The sequence below is a fragment of the Brevibacillus sp. HB1.3 genome (assembly GCF_013186635.1).
Lineage (GTDB): Bacteria > Bacillota > Bacilli > Brevibacillales > Brevibacillaceae > Brevibacillus > Brevibacillus brevis_D.
Genome location: NZ_JABMIT010000003.1, coordinates 544,569 through 566,481, shown reverse-complemented (window position 1 = coordinate 566,481; position 21,913 = coordinate 544,569). Strand labels below are relative to the sequence as shown.

The following is a 21,913-nucleotide window of genomic DNA, read 5'->3' as shown; positions in this document are numbered from 1 at the left end:
TGTGACATTTCTGTGCATAGACAGTAACAATTGTAGTCCTGTCCATGTCAAATTGCAAGTGCTTTTACTCAACTTACTTTTGACCTGAATTTTAATGTTGAACTTGGTACATTAATATCCTCATGCTTTATTGTAGCACGTTTCCGAAAACACGCAACCAATTTCCTTGCACAAATTTCAATACTTCCGCCTCTTTATAACGTTTTAACAAAGCTTCTAGTAACTGGGAATAATCTGCCGCGGATGCCATGTCCCCAAACGTCTCGGTAATCCCATCGAAATCGGAACCAAAACCTACGTGGTCTACACCACCCAATGCGCAGATGTGATCCAAGTGGCGCAGCAAGTCATCGATCCAAACGGTGCGCTTCTCCGATACGGTAAAGAAGTCCACAAACGTCAAGCCGATCGCTCCATCTTTGGCGATTAACGCTCGAATTTGCTCGTCCGTCAAATTGCGAGAGTGATGGCATAAGCTTCTCGTGTTCGAGTGCGAAGCGATCACTGGTGCATTCGAGCATTCTAGTACATCCCAGAATCCTGGATCGGCCAGATGCGAAACATCAATGATCATCCCCAGCCGATTCATTTCTTCTATGACTTCTCGTCCAAATGAAGTAAGTCCACCTGGATTCGGCTCTCCGTTTCCACTTGCTAGGGCATTGCCATGATTCCAGGTCAGTGTCATTCCTCGTACACCAAGCCGGAACCACGTACGTAGCTGAACGAGGCTCTCTTCTAATGCATGCGCGCCTTCTACAAACAGAATAGCCCCTTTCTGTCCCTTTAATACGCATTCAGCCAAATCTGCCTTTTTGAAAATGGGACGGAATTGTTCACTCGCCACCTTTTGATAAAAAATATCGATCATTTCTAGTACCGTATGAAAACGTCGTCCAAACGGCACCTGAGGAGGGACGAAGCAGGCAAGCACTTGTATATCTACATTCCCTGTTTCAAGAGCGGTAAAACCAGCTTGCAGGAGCTTGTCTTCTTTATAAAAGTCCAGATCGGGATTCTGCCACAGCTTGCCTAATACATCGCTATGCGCATCAAAGATTTTCATATGGAAACGCTCCTTCTCTTCGATAACGTCGAAGTTCATACTTCTGGACAAACGAAAAAACCTGTTCATTCTTCGAACAAACAGGCAGGTGAAGCATTTGCAGTTGTATCATCTGGGTTCTACGATTAATTTGATTGCAGTTCGCTCTTCTCCATCAATCACGATGTCGGTAAAGGCTGGAATACAAATGAGGTCAACTCCACTCGGCGCTACGAACCCTCGTGCGATTGCTACTGCTTTCACAGCTTGATTAAGCGCCCCAGCGCCAATGGCTTGGATCTCAGCCGCACCTCGTTCACGTAGAACTCCGGCAAGGGCACCAGCAACGGAATTGGGGTTAGACTTTGCTGAAACTTTTAATACTTCCATCCTTTTTGAACCTCCCGTCTGATAGGAATCCTGTCATCATTAGAATGATATTCGCATAACCCCTAAAAATTCCTGCTAACTTGCATGAAAGATTCAAAAAATTCTAATCTTATTCCCATTATTCCATAAACGGATGGTCAGAGTCAATTCTGATTCGTTCCATTTTTTTCGCATGTCCATTCGTTTTATCTAGGGTAATCAACACCGCATTCAACTGCGCAGGATCTGGTGCTACCTCGAATCGAACAGGGAGCTGCGTCAAAAACTTTTTAATAACAGCTTCGCGTTCCATCCCCAAAATGCCGTTACTTGGGCCACACATTCCTACATCACACAAAAAACCGGTTCCTTGAGGCAAAATACGTTCATCAGCGGTTTGCACATGGGTATGTGTCCCCACGACCGCCGTCACCTTTCCATCGAGGTACCATGACATTGCTTGCTTCTCCGATGTGGCTTCGGCATGAAAGTCTACAAAAATGAGCTTCGTGCGCTTCCGAGCTTGTTCTACTAGCTTGTCAGCCATTTGGAACGGGCAGTCCAGCGGTGGCAAGAACGTACGCCCCATCAAATTAATGACGGCTAGTTCCCCTTCAGGTTGTTTGATATATGTAATCCCTTTTCCAGGTGCCCCTTCTGGGAAGTTCGCGGGTCTAATCATCCGCGGCTCATCATCAATAAAATCGAAAATTTCTCTTTGATCCCACGTATGATTCCCGAGCGTAATCGCGTGAACCCCCCACTCGAAAAGCTCCTTGGTAATTTTCTCTGTGATGCCGCGACCATGCGCAGCATTCTCTCCATTCGCTACGATAAAGGTAGGGTTGTATTTTCGTTTCAGTAACGGCAGATATGTTTTCACGATCTCTCTGCCAGGCGAGCCCATAATATCTCCAATGAATAACAACTTCATTACCAAATCACCTCATTGCTAGTATACACAATTCCTCAGCTCATTAGAAAACTTGACTTCGTCACGCATTTGGTGTGCGACAAAAAAAGTAAAGTGGCACGCAGCCACTTTACTTTGCATACTCAACTGCCCGTGTTTCACGGATAACCGTTACTTTAATATGACCTGGGTAGTCAAGTTCATTTTCAATTCGTTTCGTGATATCCCGTGCCAGACGGGTAGCTTCCGCATCGTCAATCTTATCAGGTTGAACCATCACGCGAATTTCGCGTCCTGCTTGAATCGCATAAGACTTTTCTACGCCATCGAACGACTCAGAGATTTCTTCCAGTTTCTCCAAACGTCTGATATATGTTTCCAATGTCTCACGGCGTGCACCTGGGCGTGCGGCAGACAGAGCGTCAGCAGCTCCCACGAGCATAGCAATGACGGAAGTTGGTTCGGTATCACCGTGATGAGACGCAATACTGTTCACTACAACGTGATGCTCATTGTACTTCTTAGCCAGTTCTACACCGATTTCAACGTGTGAACCTTCTACTTCATGGTCAATCGCTTTTCCGATATCATGCAGCAAACCTGCACGTTTGGCCAGCTTCACATCTTCTTTCAATTCCGCCGCCATTAAACCGGCGAGATGTGCCACTTCCATAGAGTGCTTCAGTACGTTTTGACCGTAGCTTGTACGATAACGCAAGCGTCCGAGAATCTTGATCAGATCTGGATGCAAGCCGTGAACGCCTGTTTCGAACGTTGCTTGCTCACCGTATTCACGGATTCGCTCGTCTACTTCGCGACGCGCTTTTTCCACCATTTCCTCGATGCGAGCTGGGTGAATGCGACCGTCTGCGACCAGTTTATCCAACGCTGTCTTGGCGATCTCCCGACGAATCGGGTCGAAGCCAGACAGGATGACTGCTTCTGGAGTATCGTCAATAATCAGATCGATACCAGTCAACGTTTCCAGGGCACGAATGTTACGTCCTTCGCGTCCGATAATACGTCCCTTCATCTCATCATTTGGCAGTGTAACCACAGAAACGGTTGTTTCTGCTACGTGGTCCGCTGCACAACGTTGAATGGAGGTCGTAATGATCTCACGAGCACGCTTGTCCGCTTCTTCTTTGGCCTGAGTCTCAATCTCCTTGATCATCACAGCCATTTCGTGACGGACGGTATTCTCCACATCAGTGAGAATAATCGTCTTCGCCTCATCCTGCGTCAAGCCGGAGATTCGTTCTAGCTCTGATACTTGTTCTTTATATAAGTGCTCTACCTTGCTTTGCAGTTCTGCGATGGCACGGTCACGCTCAGACAATTCTTCTTCTTTGCGCTCCAACTGTTCCATCTTACGGTCCAACGATTCTTCTTTTTGTAGAATTCGTCGTTCCTGGCGCTGGATCTCATTGCGTCTCTCACGCAATTCGGTTTCCGCTTCGGATCGAAGCTTGAACACTTCATCCTTTGCCTCCAGCACCTTCTCCTTCTTAACGGCTTCGGCGTCCCGTTTGGCTTCCTCCACGATCTGTCGTGCAGCTTCTTCTGCACTGGAGATCTTCGCTTCGGCAATCGATTTACGAGTGAAGTAGCCAGCACCCAAGCCGATCAGCAGGGCAACGAGCACAATGACAACAGTAATTATAGGATCCATAGGCTTTTCGTTTCACCTCCTTATTGTAAGACATCTCCCCGCTTTCCAAGCATTTGTTTTTCATGGAGTGCTCTCACATTTGAACATTCGGCTATAAAACAAGACCGATTTTACTCGGTCCGCTGAATCCGTACTGCTTTCGCACGGTTTTTCAGTTGTTTCATAGGCATCGAGTGAGCAAATCACAAAATGTTATGATACACCAAGTAAATACAAACCTATTTTATTATTTGTGAACAAGAATTGTCAAGATCATGCAAATAGAGTTGACCCTAACTATCGCTTCTACGACGCAATTCTTCACGCATTTGTTGAATGATCGCATGGGAGAATCCCTTGCGCATCAGCATGGACAGCAGCTTGCGTTCTTCATCGGGGTTCGGTGCACCTTCTATGCGTCGCACCTTCTTCTCTATCAATGCGCGAGCAGCATCTAGTTCAGCCTGCCTAGACACGCCACCTACTGCGTCCTCTACAATCGCTCTGTCCACTCCGCGCTGGGTAAGCTCCATACGCAGCATATACGGGCTTCTCGGCTTCAAACGCAATCGCTCGTCTACCCATTGCTTCGCAAATGCTTCATCATCGATGTAGCCGTGTTCCTTGCAGCGCTGACATATCTCTTCGGCAATCTGCGTAGAAAATCCCTTCTCTACCAAATATGAATGCAGCTGACTGCTTGTCCGTGGGCGTATGCCGAGGTATCGCAAAGCTCCTAAATACGCTTTATGCTTTTCTTCTGCTATCAGGACTTCTCGGCAAAAAGCTTCGTCTAATTCTGTTCCCTTAAACAGGTTGTACTTTACCAGTATGTCTTCATGTACAGTAATGGCATACTCGCCTTCTACATCGATATGGTAGCGTTGCTTTTGTTTGATATCTCGATGAACGGCAGTGATCAGGCCGCTCTTCATGATGAGTCACTCCTTCGCAAAGCTAAAATAACAGCCTGTCTCATCGACAGGCTGCTCTTCCACTCTTCATTACTCCAGATCAAATGTAGGCTCTTCATCTTGCTCTGGGTCATTTTCTGGCTCAATTTCTGGAACAGAGCCAGGGTTCAGACTGAAGTATTCACGCACTTTTGTTTCAATCTGAGAGGCAATATGCGGATTTTCCTTCAGGAAGACCTTCGAATTTTCTCTACCTTGGCCGAGACGCTCTTCGTTGAAGGAATACCAAGCACCACTCTTTTGCACGACATCAATCTCAGAACCGATGTCGAGAATGCTACCTTCTCTGGAAATACCTTCACCGTACATGATGTCCACTTCAGCAACCTTAAATGGTGGAGCCACTTTGTTTTTGACAACTTTGATCTTCGTCTTGCTACCCAGAATGTCGTTACCGACTTTGATAGATTCCGCTTTACGAACATCCAAACGAACACTCGCGTAGAACTTCAAAGCGCGTCCACCTGGCGTTGTTTCCGGGTTACCGAACATAACTCCCACTTTTTCGCGAAGCTGGTTGATGAAGATCGCAATCGTCTTGGACTTATTGATGGCACCAGACAGCTTGCGGAGTGCTTGGGACATCAAGCGTGCTTGCAAACCTACGTGGGAATCTCCCATCTCGCCCTCGATCTCTGCTTTTGGCACGAGTGCCGCAACGGAGTCAACTACGATAATGTCTACTGCACCAGAACGCACCAGTGCTTCCGCGATCTCCAAAGCTTGCTCACCCGTATCTGGTTGGGACAACAGCAATTCGTCGATGTTCACACCCAGCTTTGCAGCGTAAACCGGATCCAAGGCATGCTCAGCATCGATAAACGCAGCCTGTCCGCCTTGTCTTTGCACTTCTGCGATTGCATGAAGTGCTACGGTTGTTTTACCAGAAGACTCTGGTCCGTAAATCTCAATAATCCGTCCACGTGGGAATCCGCCCACACCAAGTGCGATATCAAGAGCAAGCGCTCCGCTCGATACAGTAGAAATCTGAACGTTGGATACTTCCCCCAACTTCATAATGGAACCTTTTCCGAATTGCTTTTCTATTTGACGCAATGCACTCTCCAAAGCTGCGCGACGATCTGACAAATGGTACACACCCTTTCAATTTTTCGCTTCTGTTTTGCTTGTCTTCATCATACCTCGAGACAGAAGTGTTTGCCAAGTATTTTTTACGAACAAATATTCGCATCACAAAAAAGCAGCCATTTCCTGGTTATTCCCAGTGAAATGGCTGCTTTGGAATACTCGCAAATTAGGAACGCTTCGCTCCGCGAGGCTTTGCAGGCTCCAGATTGATTCGTTTTCCGTTGATGCGCGTTTGACGCAGTGACTCATAAACGAATGCCGCTACCTCTTCTGGAACCTCAACAAACGTGAAGTTCTCGAAAATGTCGATGCGACCTACTGATTTTCCTGGGATACCCACAGATTCAGAGATCTCTCGTACCAGGTCCTGTGGCTTCATGTTCGCATTGCGGCCTACGTTCAGGAAGAAACGAACCATGCCTTTTGCGGCACCCGTCTCACCAAAGTTGTACGCTTCTGCTTCCTGCCCTTGTCCTGCTTCGGTGTGGAATGCCAGGTGCAAGGCAGCAGCTGCTACTTTTTCAGCCGGGTATTGACCTACGAGAGCATCCGCTACTTTTTGATACATATCCGCGATAGCATCGCTTTCCAAAAGGCTAGTCAACTGTTCACGCAACTGCTCTTGTTTACGCTCAGCCACTTCCTCCAGGGAAGGAACATTACGAGAGAGCACTTGTGCTTTTGTCTGCTTTTGGATAAACATCATTTGTCTTACTTCACGAGGCGTAACCAACGTCATCGCAATTCCTTTGCGACCTGCGCGACCAGTACGACCAATACGGTGTACGTAGCTCTCAGAGTCTTGTGGAATATCGTAGTTGATTACGTGAGAGACGTTTCCTACGTCGATACCGCGTGCTGCTACGTCTGTCGCAATCAGGAATTCAATCGAGCCCTCACGGAATGCATTCATGACCTTGTCGCGTTGTGCCTGTGATAAGTCGCCATGCAAGCCGTCCGCAAGGTATCCGCGGGATTGCAGCACTTCGGACAACTCATCTACACCACGCTTGGTACGGCAGAAAATGATTCCCAACTCTACATCCTCACTGTCCAGAATACGGCAGAGGCTCTCTACTTTGTTACGGTCAAACACTTTGTAGTATACCTGTTCGATCAATGGCGCCGTTACTTCTTCACGGCTCACCGCGATCGTTTGCGGCTGTTTCATGTAACGGGTAGCCAAGCGCTTGATTTCTGGCGGCATCGTCGCAGAGAATAGCAAGGTTTGACGCTCTTCCGGCATATGTGTGATGATCGTTTCGATATCTTCGATGAAGCCCATGTCCAGCATTTCATCCGCTTCATCCAAAACGAGTGTATGTACGTGATCCAGCTTCAATGTTTTGCGACGCAAGTGGTCCATGACACGGCCAGGGGTACCTACAACGATTTGTACACCTTGGCGGAGTGCACGAATTTGATGTCCGATTGATTGTCCGCCATAGATTGGCAGCGTACGAACCTTGTTGTATTTGGAGATACGCAAGAGCTCTCCTGCTACCTGAATAGCCAACTCACGAGTTGGGGTCAGCACGATCGCTTGTACACGATTGGCAGGCGTAATCTTTTCTACAAGTGGAATCCCGAAGGCAGCAGTCTTACCAGTACCTGTTTGTGCTTGACCAATCAGGTCTCCGCCATCCAGTACTTTTGGAATGCAAGCTGCCTGAATCGGTGATGGCTCCTCGAAGCCCATATCGTGAATCGCTTGCAGAATAGATTTATGTAAAGGAAAATCGGAAAAAATCGTCATAAAAAAAATCACCTTTCTTTTTGCATTTGCAACGCATAAAACAACGCGTATTTAGCGGCACGCCCAACGATTGCATGCCTTCTTCCGGCGAGGCGTAGCTCTTTTACAACTGTGGGTATTCCTTCTGCCGCGATCCCCACGTAAACAAGGCCAACAGGCTTGCCCTCGGAAGGATCGGGTCCAGCCACTCCCGTAACAGAAATCCCGTAAGTAGCTCCCAGCTTTTCTCGTACATGTTCAGCCAGCAATTGAGCTGTTTTCTCACTGACCGCCCCATCCGTTTGCAAAATGGAGTCAGGTACTTCGAGCAGCTGATTTTTCACTTCATTGGTGTAGCAGACTACCCCACCACGAAACACTTGTGAGCTTCCTGGCACAGAGGTAATCAACGAGGCAATCGCTCCACCTGTACAGCTTTCTGCACAAGCAATTGTCTCATTTCTCTTTTTTAACTCAGAAACCAGCACATCATGCAGTGACGAGTTCTCGCCCATCCCGTACATGTACTGACCAACACGGCTGAGAATTTCTTTTTCTACAGGCAAAATCAAGGTTTCCCCTTCTTCGACTGTAGCAGCTCTTGCCGTAATTCGCAGCGTTACTTCGAATTCTTTGGCGTATGGAGCGATCGTTGGATTGTCCTGCTTTTCGATCAGATCAAGCAGTTTTTCCTCCAAAGCGGATTCGCCTATTCCGTAGAACCTGAGTACATGAGAATGAAACACTTGTTTATCGGGAAGCAAATCGGTCAAGTAAGGCATCACGTAATTCTCTACCATTGGATACATCTCACTTGGTGGTCCAGGCAACAGCACGAACGTACTACTGTCATGACGGATCGCCATCCCCGGCGCCATCCCGAAATCGTTGGAGAATACATGGCTGCCAGAAAGCACCAGCGCCTGCTTACGATTGTTCTCCGTCATGACAATCCCACGTTGCGAAAAGAATTTTTCAATTCTCTCCATGGCCTCTGAATTCGTTTCCAATCCAATGCCTACATGCCCCGCCACGGTTTCTTTCGTCAAATCATCTTGAGTCGGCCCTAGCCCACCCGTGAAAATGACGAGATCAGATCGTCCTGATGCCAATCGAATCACTTGTAGCAATCGCTCCGTGTTGTCACCCACAACCGTATGAAAGTAAACTCCCACGCCAATTTCCGCCAGCTTCTGAGAAAGAAACTGTGCGTTGGTATTAGCGATCTGGCCTAGCAAAAGTTCGGTACCTACCGCGATAATCTCCGCTCTCATCTTCCTCATCCATTCTCTTTGAGAGTAGAAAAGCCTCTAAACTAACAGTTTATCACTTGCAAACGCTCAAGAGAAGAGTCTTGTGAAAAAAGAGACCAATACCCGCATTACGAGTATTGGATCACGTTACGATTTTTCGCAAAGTAGTCGTACCCGGAGTAAATCGTGATGATCACCATCGCCCATGTAGCTAATTCGTCGAACGGAATGCCGAAGAACCCAAATGGGAAGTTGCGAATCATGACAGCCGTAATCGCTACGATCTGCACCCATGTTTTCAGTTTGCCCAATGCACTCGCAGCAATTACCTGTCCTTCTGCCGCAGCAACTAGTCGTAAACCCGTTACCGCAAACTCCCGGCTGATAATGACAATCGCAATCCACGCTTCCAAACGCTGCATCTCTACCAGCGAAATGAGTGCGGCAGAAACCAGCAGCTTATCAGCAAGCGGATCCAGAAACTTCCCCAAGTTTGTCACGATTTTTTTCTTCCGTGCAATATAACCGTCGAGTCCGTCCGTACTGGCTGCTAGGATAAACACCAAAGCCGCAATCAGCTCATTATACGTCATCGTCAGGCTACCAATCGAAAATGTCCCGATGTTGTAACGCACCAGCAGAAAAAACATAACTACCGGCACCAGAAAAATCCTGGCGAGGGTGATGCGGTTGGCGAGATTCACCTAGACTACCTCCCCGGCTAAATCGTATTCATAGGAGTGTGTTATTTTTACTTTTACAATGGTGCCCAATTCGCCTTTAAAACCAGTGACGAATACTTCACCATCGATTTCCGGAGCGTCATACTGTGTTCGACCTACATAAATATCGTTACGTCCTTCGTAACGTTCAATCAAAACATCCAAAACTTGACCAACAAAGCGTCCATTGCGATCTCCTGCTACTTCACGCTGAATTTCCATCAGCATGTTCGCACGTTTTTCCTTAACCTCTTCGTCTACGTGGTCAGGCAGACGGGATGCTGGAGTGTCATCCTCGTTGGAGTAAGTAAACACACCCAGTCGATCAAAGCGGATATCCTTGACAAACTCGCTCAGACGCTCGAAGTCTTCCTCTGTTTCCCCAGGGAACCCTACGATCAAAGAGGTACGCAGTGCAACATCTGGGACCTGTGCGCGAATTTTTGCTACCAGCGCACGAATGTCCGTCTGTCTTCCTGGGCGACGCATTCTTTTCAGAATATGGTCTTCCGAATGCTGCAAAGGCATGTCTACGTATTTGCATACTTTTGGATTGGTAGCAAAGGTTTGGATCAGTTCATCCGTGAAAAATCCAGGGTATGCATAGTGAAGACGAATCCACTCGATGCCCTCGACTTCTGCCAGACGGTTTAAAAGTTCAGGAAGCATCAATTTTCCATCGTAAATATCTGTTCCGTAGTTCGTAGAATCTTGTGCGATCAGACTTACTTCTACGACCCCTTGTGCCGCCAAATGACGAGCTTCTTCCACGATGGATTCGATTGTACGACTGCGGAATCCTCCACGCATCAAAGGAATCGAGCAAAACGTACAGGCGTTGTCGCAGCCCTCGGCAATTTTAATATATGCAGTGTACGTGCCTTGCTTTACTTTCCGCTTCACTACATCTTCGTACGTAAAAATGGGATTTCCTACAAAGATCGGTCGCTTGCCCTCTAGAGATTCTTCGATAATACCTGTAATCGACATAAAATCGCCTGTTCCGACAATGCCATCCACCTCAGGAATCTCATTCAAGATATCCTCTTTGTAACGTTGTGTGAGACAGCCTGCCACCACAAGCGATTTCAGTTTGCCGGATTCCTTCAATTCACCCATTTCCAGAATCTTATTTACGGATTCTTCCTTGGCTGCATCGATGAAACCGCAGGTATTGACGATAACCACAGTTGCTTCTTCCGGGTTATCAACCAGTTCATAACCTTTTTCATCTATCAGATGGGCCATCATGTCCGAATCAACGAGATTTTTTTCACAGCCCAGCGTAACAATCGCTACTTTTTCACGCGTGCCTACCTTCTCTGTCATCTTTTTTCCTCCAATTGGTCACACCAACCCATATTACACCTAACCAGTATAATATAAGCCTAAAGGAAGTGTCAAAAAAGAGAAAAGAACAAAAGGCAAGCATATGCTTGCCTACTGGGTGACCGCCTCTTTTACTTTCATCGTAATATTGGACGGCATTGACTTCATTTTAGACGTGTCTACCAAGACTCCGTTCACCTTTAATTCCAATACAGTCGGTTTGCCCAAACGAATATAAGCGGATTTCCCAAGCTCAATCGTTTTTTCCTGATCTTTCTTGAGCGTGCCCTGCTCAACATACTTTTTTCCTTTTCCTTCCGATACACCAAACCAGCTCGTTTCTTCTTTCACCTTCAGATAAACCGTAATTTTTTCTCCACCCTGCAAGGAATAGTTATACATGGATCCTTGCTGCGATTCAAATGTGATCGTTGCCTGAGGAGTTTCCGTAACGGTCTCAGGTGGGTTTGTTCCTGTTTGAGGGTTCGGTGTGGTAATAGAAGGAGGCTTCGGTTGTTGAGCAATCGGGGATGTTGCAGCTCCACCACCATTGCCAGGCGTGACAATTTCCGCTCCAGGGTTAACAGTTCCCCCCGGCATTGGTTGAGTAAACTGACCTCCGTTGTTGTTGACGACAGCGAAATAAATAACCCCGATAATCAAGGCTATAAACAATACGAGCAAGGTTTTGGTCACCCATCGCCCCGCTTGTAATGGATTGTTCGCTGAAGCAACTCGTCTGCGACGCAGTCTCTCTACTTGCTCTGTAGGTGGCTGGGCCGGCAAATCGGACTGAAAGTGAGTCAGGATGTGGTTCGGGTCTAGACCGACAGCTTCCGCATAACTCTTTATAAATGCACGCGCGTAAAAGTGGCCAGGAAGTACGTGAAAATGACCCCTTTCAATGGCTTCCAAATATCGCCGCTGTATCTTGGTGATACGTTGGATGTCGTCGAGCGTGATTCCTTTTTCTTCGCGGGCCCTTTGCAGGACTTGACCTAGCTCAGACACAGCTGCCCCTCCTTAATTCATTTCGAAATTATCAAAGCCGCGATTGTTGATAAGCTCATAGGTAATCTCTTCATCCGGATGATGACGCAGCTCAATTATGTAATGAAAATCATCAAGTTGGTACTCTGATTCCCTTACGAATATATCCGGATGCTCAATGATTTTTGCGGCAGGAAAGTTCATAATCTCCCGAAGCAAGGTGAAGTGCTTTTCTGTCGATCGCAGCGTTGAGACAATTCCATCTATCAAATATACATGATCAGTAGACATTTCATCAATGGCTAAGGAACTACGCACCGTCTGGCGCAACAAAGTGGAGGAAATAAATGTCCAACGTTTATTGGCGGATACGCTGGCAGCAATCATTGATTCAGTCTTCCCTACACGAGGCATTCCACGAATCCCGATGAGCTGATGACCTTCCTTCTTCAGGATTTCTGCCATGAAATCGACCAGCAAGCCCAGCTCTTCACGAACAAAGCGAAACGTTTTTTTGTCCTCGCTATCCCGTTCAATATAGCGACCGTGGCGAACAGCCAAGCGATCCAGCATTGTCGGGGGACGTAACCTCGTTATGGTTATGTTGTCCATTTTTTGCACAACGTTGCGCAAAACCTCCATTTTCTCATCATCATCGGTCAAAAGCAGCATACCTCGGCGCATGGTATCCACACCATTGATCGTCACGATATTGATGTTCAACATCCCCAGAATAGAAGATACGTCCCCTAAGAGACCGGGACGGTTACGGGCAATCTCATACTCCATGTACCATTCTTTCTTCGCTTCCATATGCAATCCTCTCCGCCAACCAGAATTCTCTTCTTATGTAGTATATCACGTTCGTTTCATTCGACAATCGCGAAAAGAAAAATCCCCAAAAGTAGGGGATTTGAATGGCTAGCTGCCAGCGTTCGCGTCATTGCGATTCTGAACAAGCTTTACCATAAGTGTTGCCAAAGCTTGTTGCTGCTGTTGATCACCTGCGTCCCACAGTTGTTTCAACAGACGCTCCTGATCGTTTTTCGGGTCTACTTGCTCAGATAGATAGTTACCGATTTGATAAGCTACATTTTGAAGCGTTTCGCTTTCCATCCCGGCTTGTTTCGCTTGTTCTACCCGATCTCCGAGAAACGCTTTCCAGTCGCTGAAATTGTCAAGAATCGACATAGGGAAATTCCCTCCTTTTGTACGTTGCGAACAGATTTGCTGCCCACACAAAAGGTAGAATTCCATCATTTCTCGTATTTTATTCATGCATACTTTTCTTCTAGGTGTACCATCCACCGTTTGGACTAATCACTTGCCCTGTCACATAACTGGAATCCGCCGAAAGCAAGAAACGCACGACTGCGGCTACCTCATATGGTTGTCCGAGACGGTTGGCAGGTATTTCTTCCGCGATCATTTCCATTTCATCTGGAGCAAAGCGCTCCATCATTCCACCAGCAATCGCTCCAGGAGCCACTGCATTTACCGTGATTCCGTTTGGTGCCATTTCCTTTGCTAAGGCTTTGGTGAACGTATTAATTGCTCCTTTGGTCATGGAGTACAGTACTTCACACGAACCGCCAGTAAGCCCCCATATGGAAGAAATGTTGACGATGCGCCCATACCTTGCACGTAGCATGGCCGGAACAGCAGCTTGGCAGACCAAAAAAACGGATCGAACATTGAGGGCAAGGAGTTCATCGAATTTCTCGACAGTCACATCCGTAAATAATCCGACATCGTCCACTGAGGCGTTGTTTACGATCAATAGTGGTGCCGCCTGCATCTGAGCAAACATCGCCGCAATTTGCTGTGGGTCCCGCAGATCAGCTTGGAGGATGCTAAACGGAATGCCCCGCTCCTGGCATTTTTGCACCAACGGCTCTAATTTTTCTTTATTTCGATTGTAATGCAGATAAAGGGGAACCCCCGCATCAATCAGGTAGGCACCGATCGCCTGCCCGATCTCTCCGGAAGCTCCCGTAATCAACGCCCATGGCGTCTCTTGCTTGAACATGAATACATTACTCCTGTGGCGAAGCGGAACGAACGATGGAAACAGCCATCTGCTCGGTTAAAAAATGCTCCTTCAACCGTTTTTCCACATCTTCGCGTGTGATCGACTCCAAGGTCGGCACTACGGAAAACAGATCGTTCCCGTTAAATTTGAAGCTGGTAAACTGGTTAGCGATAAACTCCACGGAGTTTAAAGAACGCAGGAAGTTTCCGATTTTTTTACGCTTCGCACGCTCAAAATCTTCCTGGGCTATACCAGTTTGCTTCAACTGTTCGATTTCTGCTTTGATCGTTTCCACCAAACGCTCTGGATCAGGTGTATCTCCACCGATGATCGTATACGCATAATCCTGCTCACTGCTGTAGTCAAAATCAAAGCTTTCCGTAATCAGCTCGCTGTCATACAAACGCTCATAGACAGCGGAGCTAGTGCCGAACGCGATGTCCAATACCAGTTTAGTAGTCAACTCGCGTTTTAACAAGGCCTCCTTGGTTAGTCCGTTTTCCTTTTCCTTGATTCCAATCATGCATTTGGGCAAACCCACTGTTAGAAACGCTTCTACTTTCGCTTCCGCTGGCGCAGATGGCTCTTCTGGAAAAACGCGCGTGATTTGTGGCGCAGGAGGAAACTCCTTTGCTCCCTGATTTTCACGAATGAGCTTCATGATCGCTTCTGGCTCGAAGGAGCCCACGACCAACAGAAGCATATTGGCAGGATGATAAAACGTTTCATAGCACTGATACAAATTTTCTTTTGTAATATGAGAGATCGTCTCGATCGTACCCGCAATTTCAATGTTAATCGGATACTTCTGGTACATGGCCTTTAGAAGGTTCATGTACACCTTCCAGTCCGGATTGTCCTCGTACATGGTGATTTCCTGGCCAATGATTCCTTTTTCCTTTTCTACACTGGCATCTGTGAAATACGGGTCCTGCACATAATCAAGCAGCAGATTTAGATTGTCATCTAACTTATCTGTGCATGAGAACAAATAAGCCGTACGATTGAAGCTCGTGAATGCATTGCAGCTCGCCCCATTTTTACTGAATTCGTGCATGACATCCCGATCTTTTTTCTCAAACATTTTGTGCTCTAGAAAATGCGCAATGCCGTCGGGAACATTGATTTCTTCCCCGCTTCGGGTGCGGAAATGGCTATCAATGGAGCCGTAGCGCGTTGTGAACACAGCGTATGTTTTGCTGAAGCCCTGTTTGGGAACCAAATAGACTTGCAATCCATTTTGGAGAGCTTCATGATATACCGTTTCATTTACTTGTTCAAAATCAGTGGTCTGCATCTTATGCCTCTCCCTTCTTGTCCCGTAGCAGATAAATCGTATCGATCGTCACCTTGCTTGCTACCTTCTTGATATCCTCAATGGTCGCTTGGTTGATCCCCGCCAAAAGCTCTTCGATTTTCCGAGGACGTCCGCTAATCACACCGTTGTACGTAAATTCAATCATGCCGCGGGCGCTGTCCAAAAGCTCGCGGAACTGGTTAGACAAAGTCGCACGCGTCTGGCTCATTTCCTCTTCCGATATGGTTCCTTGTCGCATCAAATCAAGCTGCTGCTTAATAATCTCAACCGCACGCTGATATTTGTTTACATCAATCCCGGACATAATCATGAGAATCCCTTTGTGGCTCTCTAGCCTGGAAACGGCATAGTAAGCGAGACTCTCTTTTTCACGGACATTGACAAACAACTTAGAGTGAGGAAAACCGCCTAAAATCCCGTTATATAGCAGCAGCGTCGGGTAGTCCTCATCCTTATAAGTGATCTGCGTACGGCAGCCGATATTGAGCTTCGCTTGGTTGACATCGAGTCGATCGATCACTTCGCTTTCAGCAGATACGTCCTTCGCGGTCGATTCGATCTGTAGTTCTCCTACTTGAGAGCGTTCCAAGGGAATGTGCTTGGAAATAGCCTCGCTCACTTCCTGCTGCTCGACATCGCCCACCACGAACATATTGATTGGATTCGTCGTCGTTATTTCTTTAAAATATTGATACAGCTCCTGACCAGTGATCTTCGGCAAATCCGCCACACGACCTTGGACGAGAAGAGAGAACGGTTCCCCTTTACTCATTTCTTCTGTCACGCGTTGGTTCGCATACTTCATTTTGTCGTCGATCAAGCTCTCTATCCGTTTACGAAGCGTCTCTTTTTCCTGTGCCATGTACTTTTCAGAAAAAGCGTTGTTTTGTACATATGGTCTGACGAGCATATCTCCTACGAATTCGATGGCCTGCTCCAAAAGCGAGGCTTCATTGGACAAATATTTTTCATTCGGTACTTCCATGTAAATTTGCAGGATTTGTCGCTCGCCCTTTTTCATCACATCGACATCAAAAATGGCACCGTACAGGAAATCCAAATGTGCTCGCAATAGCTTCGTTTCCGGAAAACGAGCGCTGGCACGTTTCATGACCATCGCAAGCAATGCTGTTTTTGTTACGTGCTCCTCCGATAGCGCCTGTTCAATCATCGTCACGATCGTCGTGGTCTTGAACTTTTTGGTTGGAAGGATATGTACGTTCATCCCATTGATGTGGGAGCTTTGAAATGCAATTTCGTTTGTAGTAGCAGTCATAGTCCAATCTCCCTTCTCCATCAGCTTACTTCATATTCTTCTCTATTGTAACCAATTGTCAGGGCATCAAGCATCAGAATCTTCCATTATATATCCCCAGTGCTTCATCCTATGCGCTCACGCAAGTCCCGTAATACGTAAATCACAGCGCTTCCAATGAATAAAAAAAGAGTGAACGGCGCCTTTTTTTATAAAGGGCGTTCACTCTTTTCCTTACATATCCATTGCATCCCAGTCCCCGGGATCATCCGATGTGCTATGCTCTTCAACAAATCTACCGCAATCAGACGAGAGACAGAGCATGCCATCCAGTTGCTCATCGTGAAAGGGTAAGCCGTGGCTTCCCCCACAGTACGGACAAGTCCACATACGAAAGGCCTCCTTTTATTCGTGAAGGTACTCCGTAGTAGTTTGTCCCAATTTTAAAGGGGACTTTCCACTTTGTTTTGCTCCCAAACCCGCAAGTAATCATACGGATCGATGGCCTTCCCCGTGCTGTTACGGTAGAGTCCAAAATGTAGGTGAGGTTCAAACATTCCCACTGTCCCCGTTCCACCGTAGCCTGTATCTCCAACAAAACCGATCAGCTGTCCAGCTTTTATCGTTTTCCCAACGTACAATCCTGGTGTATACGCCTGCAAATGAGCGTAATACATCCGATAATGGCCATTCTCATCCGTAATGTTTACTCTCCAGCCACCATACGTATTCCAGCCGACTTTGTTGATCGTCCCATCGGATACCGAGTAAATCGGCGTTCCTTTCGGTGCCATAATGTCGATGCCCTCGTGACTTCGGACACTGCCGCTATTCGTCTCCGTCCACTCTCGATCGGATCCAAAGCTATCCCCATATGGCTCATACCAACTATTTTTGTGGAAAGGAAACCGAAATTGTTTCCCAATCAATTGATCATCCGCATTTTTTGATAAGGTATCCCCCTGTTTGACGACATAGGGATTCAAGGAGTATTTGACACTCATTGTCTTGTCTACCACTGGTTTGGATTGTATGTATGCAACGGCCGTATTCTCATCCCATTGGACTTGATAACCAAATGCCTCGGAGATAAATCGGATCGGAACAAGCGTCCGCTTATTCACAATGACTGGAGAGACATCCATCTTCAAGCGTTTTCCATCTACATACGTTGTCTGGCTGCCAATCGCAAGGGATATATGCTTGCTTTTTTTGTTGAGCAATACTTTTTGAGTGGCGGCCTCGTAGCTTACTTCTGAGCCTGTTGCCTCGGCCACTACCCGGATCGGAACGAGCATTCGCCCATTTCGATGGATAGGCGATACATCAGAATGGACACCCATTCCATCGACAACAACAGAAATGACTGGTCCTGGCTCTTTTGCAAAAACCATCCCACCGGGTACTGCTATCATCAGGCAAAAAACAAAAGCGCCTAGAATCCTGTTCCATAGATAACTGCTGTACTCACGCAGACAGCGGTTCATCTTTTTCCCTCCCCACAGACAATTTGCTAAAACGGATAGGACCGTTTTTGCGGACCGCAAGCAGTCTCAAAAATTATCGCACAGGGAAAGTGACAGGTTCTAGACGCTAAATTTTGTCAACGAATGATTAACGCGATCCCGTATCGTAAGGTTTGCCGAGAGCAGCTGGAGCACTGGATCGTCCTACCAGACCAGCCATCACGAGAATCGTCAATACGTACGGAAGCATGAAGATAAATTCAGTAGGAATGTAATTGGTCAATCCGAAGATTTGCACCAAAGACTTGATCGCTTGAGCGACACCAAAGAACAATGCTGCTCCCATCGCACCCATTGGATGCCATTTACCGAAGATCAAGGCCGCAATCGCGATGAAACCTTGTCCAGAAACCGTGTTATGGGAGAAGTTACTGGTTGTCGTCAAGGAAATTGTAGCTCCACCCAATGCAGCCAACATCCCACTGATCATAACAGCCGTGTAGCGCATTCTCTTCACATTGATCCCGACTGTATCAGCTGCACGCGGATGCTCACCAACGGAACGCAAGCGCAATCCGAATGGTGTCTTAAAAATAACATACCAAGTAACGAATACAGCAATGAAAGCCAAATAGCTCGTCGGATACGCCTCAAAAATGGCATGTCCGATATAAGGAATTTCACTCAATCCAGGAATACTGAATTTGTTAAATACAGAGGTCAATGTTGTTGTTTGACCTGCTCCGTTGAAAATAATTTTGGTCAGGTAGATGGAAAGCCCCGCTGCCAAGAAGTTCAGCGCCACACCACTGACGGTCTGGTCCGCTTTAAATGTAATCGAAGCAACGGCATGCGGTAGGGCAAAAATAGCACCGGCAATCCCAGCCGCAATAAATCCGACCCACGGAGCCCAAGCTCCAAATGAATCTTGGAAAGCATAGGTCATTACGGCACCAGTAAAAGCACCGATAATCATCATACCTTCTAGCGCAATGTTCACGACACCAGAACGTTCCGAGTACAATCCACCCAATGCGGCAAAAATCAAGGCAGTGGAAAACACGATGGTATCATGAACGAGGTTGCTAAGAATTAATCCCCAATCCATCAGTTTCCACCTTCCTTTTTCTTCATCAAGATCGGCTTAACGAAAATTTTCACGATGCCATGTGCAGCAACGAAGAAAATAACAGAAGCAATCACGACCCGAATTAACTCAAACGGTACACCCGCACTAAACTGCATGCCGCTCGCACCGAATGTGAGAACCCCAAACAAGATGGCAGCAAGGATAACCCCGAACGGAGTATTACCGCCAATCAATGCTACCGCGATTCCATCGAATCCATAGCCCGTATGCTGCGTCATAATTGCTTGATAGTGGAAAACGCCCAAAATCTCAGTAGCTCCACCAATTCCTGCAAACATACCACCAATGAACATGGCCTTTACAACATTACGATTCACGTTCATACCAGCATACTCAGAAGCATGCGGGTTCAAACCAACGGAACGCAATTCAAAACCAGACTTTGTTTTCCAAAGGATGATATAGAAGAAAATAGCTGCAAGTACAGCAATCAATGTACCCCAGTGCAAACGAGCATTGTCAAACATTTCAGCGAGCCATCCAATGGTAATGATCGCAGAATCCTTTACCTCTTCAGATGTTTGCTTGCCTGCTGGAATAAAGAAAGCATTCATGATCCAGTTTGCAAGGTACAGCGCTACCCAGTTCAACATGATGCTTGTAATAACCTCATTGACACCACGTGCTGCTTTCAAATAACCGGCAATGGCACCCCACAAACCGCCTGCTAAAGCACCTGCAAGGATAGCAAGTGGAGCATGAATGATAGCTGGAAGGTCAAAAGAAACACCTACGACAGTAGAAGCAATCATCCCTGCGATAAATTGACCTTCTGCCCCGATGTTAAAAAGACCGGTACGGAAAGCAAAAGCTACAGCCAAACCTGTAAAGATCAAAGGGGTAATTTGGCGAATCGTTTCACCAAAGTTATACGCGTTTCCAAATACTTTTTTAATCAAAGCCGTATAGGCAGCGATTGGATCAAATCCACCTGCCAGCATTGCGATTGCTCCGGTCAAAAGACCAAGAATGATCGCAACGGCAGGAACGAGAAACGATTCTTTCGTGAAGACCGCAATAACTTTATTCATCGTTTCCCCCTCCTTGCATTACTTTTCCGCCGGACATCATCAAGCCGAGCTCTTGCTCCGTTGTTGATTTTGCATCGACAATCCCCACAATAGCTCCCTCATATATAACCGCAATCCGGTCGGACACATTGATAACCTCATCCAGCTCCAAGGAAAGCAAGAGAACCGCTTTTCCTTGATCGCGTTGATCAATTAGCCTGCGATGAATAAATTCGATTGCCCCTACGTCCAAGCCACGAGTAGGTTGAGCCGCAATCAGCAGATCCGGGTTCTTGTCCACTTCGCGGGCAATAATCGCCTTCTGTTGATTTCCTCCCGAAAGCGCTCGTGCTGGCGTGTAAATACTCGGAGTCCGAACGTCGAATTCTTCGATAAGCTTAGCCGCATGCTTGTCAATAGCGCCATAATCAAGAAAACCGTTTTTGCAAAACGTTGGATGGAAGTACGTTTCCAATACCATATTTTCACTCATGGTGAAATCAAGAACCAATCCTCGTTTATGTCGGTCTTCAGGAATGTGCGACAATCCTGATTCTGAGATGTTGCGCGGATTTTGATTCGTAATTTCTTTGCCATTAAGAAGGACACGCCCACTTGTTGCCTTACGCAAGCCAGTTAATACTTCAATCAGTTCACTTTGGCCATTTCCGTCGACTCCAGCAATTCCGAGGATTTCTCCAGCGCGAACCTCTAGGCTGAGATTGTTCAGCGCATTCACACCACGGTTACCCATTGCAGTCACTTTCTCTACGGAAAGAATCGTTTCTTTTGGTTTTGCTTCCGTTTTATCGACGCGGAAGTTCACTTCACGACCAACCATTTTCGCAGCCAAATCGTCTGGATTCGTATTTTTTACCAATACGGAATCAATGACCTTTCCTCGACGAATAATCGTAACCGCGTCACATACAGCCATAATTTCTTTCAGCTTGTGTGTGATCAGGATAATTGTCTTACCTTCTTTTACCAAGTTATGCATGATCTCGATAAGTTCATGGATTTCCTGCGGCGTCAATACAGCCGTAGGCTCATCAAAAATCAAGATGTCGGCACCGCGATAAAGCGTTTTCAAAATCTCTACACGCTGCTGCATCCCAACTGAGATATCCTGAATTTTTGCTCTCGGATCAACTTTGAGCCCGTATTGATTCGACAGTTTTTCTACCGCTTTCTCAGCGCTTTGAATATCTATCTTCAACCCGTTTTTCGGTTCATTTCCTAGCACAATGTTTTCCGTGACTGTAAATGTTTCTACGAGCATAAAATGTTGGTGAACCATTCCGATACCAAGTTCGTTTGCAATCCTTGGACTTGTGATCTGTACAACTTTCTCGTTAATCAGAATTTCGCCTTCATCCGGCTGATATAGACCAAACAAGATATTCATGAGTGTGGACTTGCCCGCGCCATTCTCTCCGAGCAGCGCATGAATTTCACCTTTACCTACAGACAGTGAAATACTGTCATTCGCAACAATGCCTGGGAACCGTTTTGTGATCCCTCTCATTTCAACCACTTTTTTTACCGAGTTCATGCATGCTCACCCCATTTTTCGGGTCTAGTGTGAAGGTAAAGGACAAGGCCAGTAGCT

General features: G+C 46.7%; 21 protein-coding genes. All 21 read right to left on the bottom strand.

Translation table 11 applies throughout. The features are described from left to right. Window positions 1-127: 127 nt before the first annotated feature. Complete coding sequence (locus HPY31_RS10415; protein WP_172140582.1) at window positions 128-1,066, bottom strand: dipeptidase; 939 nt, start codon at window positions 1,064-1,066, stop codon at window positions 128-130. A gap of 108 nt (window positions 1,067-1,174) precedes the next feature. Continuing rightward, window positions 1,175-1,435: a stage V sporulation protein SpoVS gene (gene spoVS, locus HPY31_RS10410; RefSeq protein WP_003385776.1), complete on the bottom strand. Its 261-nt coding sequence runs from the start codon at window positions 1,433-1,435 to the stop codon at window positions 1,175-1,177. Between the two features lie 118 nt (window positions 1,436-1,553). Continuing rightward, a complete protein-coding gene (locus HPY31_RS10405; RefSeq protein WP_172140580.1) occupies window positions 1,554-2,348 on the bottom strand; it encodes a TIGR00282 family metallophosphoesterase in 795 nt (264 codons plus the stop codon). Window positions 2,349-2,457: 109 nt separating this feature from the next. Next, on the bottom strand, window positions 2,458-3,999 hold the full coding sequence (rny, locus tag HPY31_RS10400) for a ribonuclease Y (protein ID WP_007719154.1): 1,542 nt from the start codon (window positions 3,997-3,999) through the stop codon (window positions 2,458-2,460). A gap of 272 nt (window positions 4,000-4,271) precedes the next feature. Beyond that, entirely contained in the window at window positions 4,272-4,913 is a 642-nt protein-coding gene (locus HPY31_RS10395) for a RecX family transcriptional regulator (RefSeq protein ID WP_172140578.1), read from the bottom strand. A 69-nt stretch (window positions 4,914-4,982) separates the two neighbouring features. Beyond that, entirely contained in the window at window positions 4,983-6,041 is a 1,059-nt protein-coding gene (recA, locus tag HPY31_RS10390; RefSeq protein ID WP_016743382.1) for a recombinase RecA, read from the bottom strand. A gap of 166 nt (window positions 6,042-6,207) precedes the next feature. Next, window positions 6,208-7,797, bottom strand: coding sequence for a DEAD/DEAH box helicase (locus HPY31_RS10385; RefSeq protein WP_172140576.1), 1,590 nt, complete (start codon window positions 7,795-7,797; stop codon window positions 6,208-6,210). Between the two features lie 8 nt (window positions 7,798-7,805). Then, the gene (locus tag HPY31_RS10380; RefSeq protein ID WP_172140574.1) at window positions 7,806-9,050 is read right to left on the bottom strand and encodes a competence/damage-inducible protein A; all 1,245 of its coding nucleotides are present in this window, start codon (window positions 9,048-9,050) and stop codon (window positions 7,806-7,808) included. Between the two features lie 107 nt (window positions 9,051-9,157). After that, on the bottom strand, window positions 9,158-9,733 hold the full coding sequence (gene pgsA, locus HPY31_RS10375) for a CDP-diacylglycerol--glycerol-3-phosphate 3-phosphatidyltransferase (protein WP_015891681.1): 576 nt from the start codon (window positions 9,731-9,733) through the stop codon (window positions 9,158-9,160). Then, window positions 9,734-11,080, bottom strand: a complete 1,347-nt coding sequence (gene rimO / locus HPY31_RS10370; RefSeq protein ID WP_172140572.1) for a 30S ribosomal protein S12 methylthiotransferase RimO — start codon at window positions 11,078-11,080, stop codon at window positions 9,734-9,736. 111 nt (window positions 11,081-11,191) lie between these two features. Then, window positions 11,192-12,091, bottom strand: a complete 900-nt coding sequence (locus HPY31_RS10365) for a helix-turn-helix domain-containing protein (protein WP_172140570.1) — start codon at window positions 12,089-12,091, stop codon at window positions 11,192-11,194. Window positions 12,092-12,103: 12 nt separating this feature from the next. Next, window positions 12,104-12,883 carry a YmfK family protein gene (locus tag HPY31_RS10360; RefSeq protein WP_016743377.1) on the bottom strand — a complete coding sequence of 260 codons (780 nt, stop codon included), beginning with the start codon at window positions 12,881-12,883 and terminating at the stop codon, window positions 12,104-12,106. Window positions 12,884-12,991: 108 nt separating this feature from the next. Beyond that, the gene (locus HPY31_RS10355) at window positions 12,992-13,261 is read right to left on the bottom strand and encodes a DUF3243 domain-containing protein (RefSeq protein ID WP_016743376.1); all 270 of its coding nucleotides are present in this window, start codon (window positions 13,259-13,261) and stop codon (window positions 12,992-12,994) included. Window positions 13,262-13,361: 100 nt separating this feature from the next. Beyond that, window positions 13,362-14,099 carry an elongation factor P 5-aminopentanone reductase gene (gene ymfI, locus HPY31_RS10350; protein WP_172140568.1) on the bottom strand — a complete coding sequence of 246 codons (738 nt, stop codon included), beginning with the start codon at window positions 14,097-14,099 and terminating at the stop codon, window positions 13,362-13,364. 7 nt (window positions 14,100-14,106) lie between these two features. Continuing rightward, window positions 14,107-15,399: an EF-P 5-aminopentanol modification-associated protein YfmH gene (gene yfmH / locus HPY31_RS10345; RefSeq protein ID WP_172140566.1), complete on the bottom strand. Its 1,293-nt coding sequence runs from the start codon at window positions 15,397-15,399 to the stop codon at window positions 14,107-14,109. Between the two features lies 1 nt (window position 15,400). Next, a complete protein-coding gene (gene yfmF, locus HPY31_RS10340; RefSeq protein ID WP_172140564.1) occupies window positions 15,401-16,696 on the bottom strand; it encodes an EF-P 5-aminopentanol modification-associated protein YfmF in 1,296 nt (431 codons plus the stop codon). Window positions 16,697-16,909: 213 nt separating this feature from the next. After that, window positions 16,910-17,065, bottom strand: coding sequence for a hypothetical protein (locus HPY31_RS10335; protein ID WP_016743372.1), 156 nt, complete (start codon window positions 17,063-17,065; stop codon window positions 16,910-16,912). Window positions 17,066-17,118: 53 nt separating this feature from the next. Continuing rightward, window positions 17,119-18,162 carry a stalk domain-containing protein gene (locus HPY31_RS10330; RefSeq protein WP_172140562.1) on the bottom strand — a complete coding sequence of 348 codons (1,044 nt, stop codon included), beginning with the start codon at window positions 18,160-18,162 and terminating at the stop codon, window positions 17,119-17,121. Window positions 18,163-18,289: 127 nt separating this feature from the next. Then, window positions 18,290-19,249: an ABC transporter permease gene (locus HPY31_RS10325; RefSeq protein WP_172140560.1), complete on the bottom strand. Its 960-nt coding sequence runs from the start codon at window positions 19,247-19,249 to the stop codon at window positions 18,290-18,292. Continuing rightward, window positions 19,249-20,322, bottom strand: a complete 1,074-nt coding sequence (locus HPY31_RS10320; protein WP_172140558.1) for an ABC transporter permease — start codon at window positions 20,320-20,322, stop codon at window positions 19,249-19,251. The genes HPY31_RS10325 and HPY31_RS10320 overlap by 1 nt, the downstream gene beginning before the upstream one ends. Then, window positions 20,315-21,856, bottom strand: coding sequence for an ABC transporter ATP-binding protein (locus HPY31_RS10315; RefSeq protein WP_172140556.1), 1,542 nt, complete (start codon window positions 21,854-21,856; stop codon window positions 20,315-20,317). The genes HPY31_RS10320 and HPY31_RS10315 overlap by 8 nt, the downstream gene beginning before the upstream one ends. Window positions 21,857-21,913: the final 57 nt, after the last annotated feature.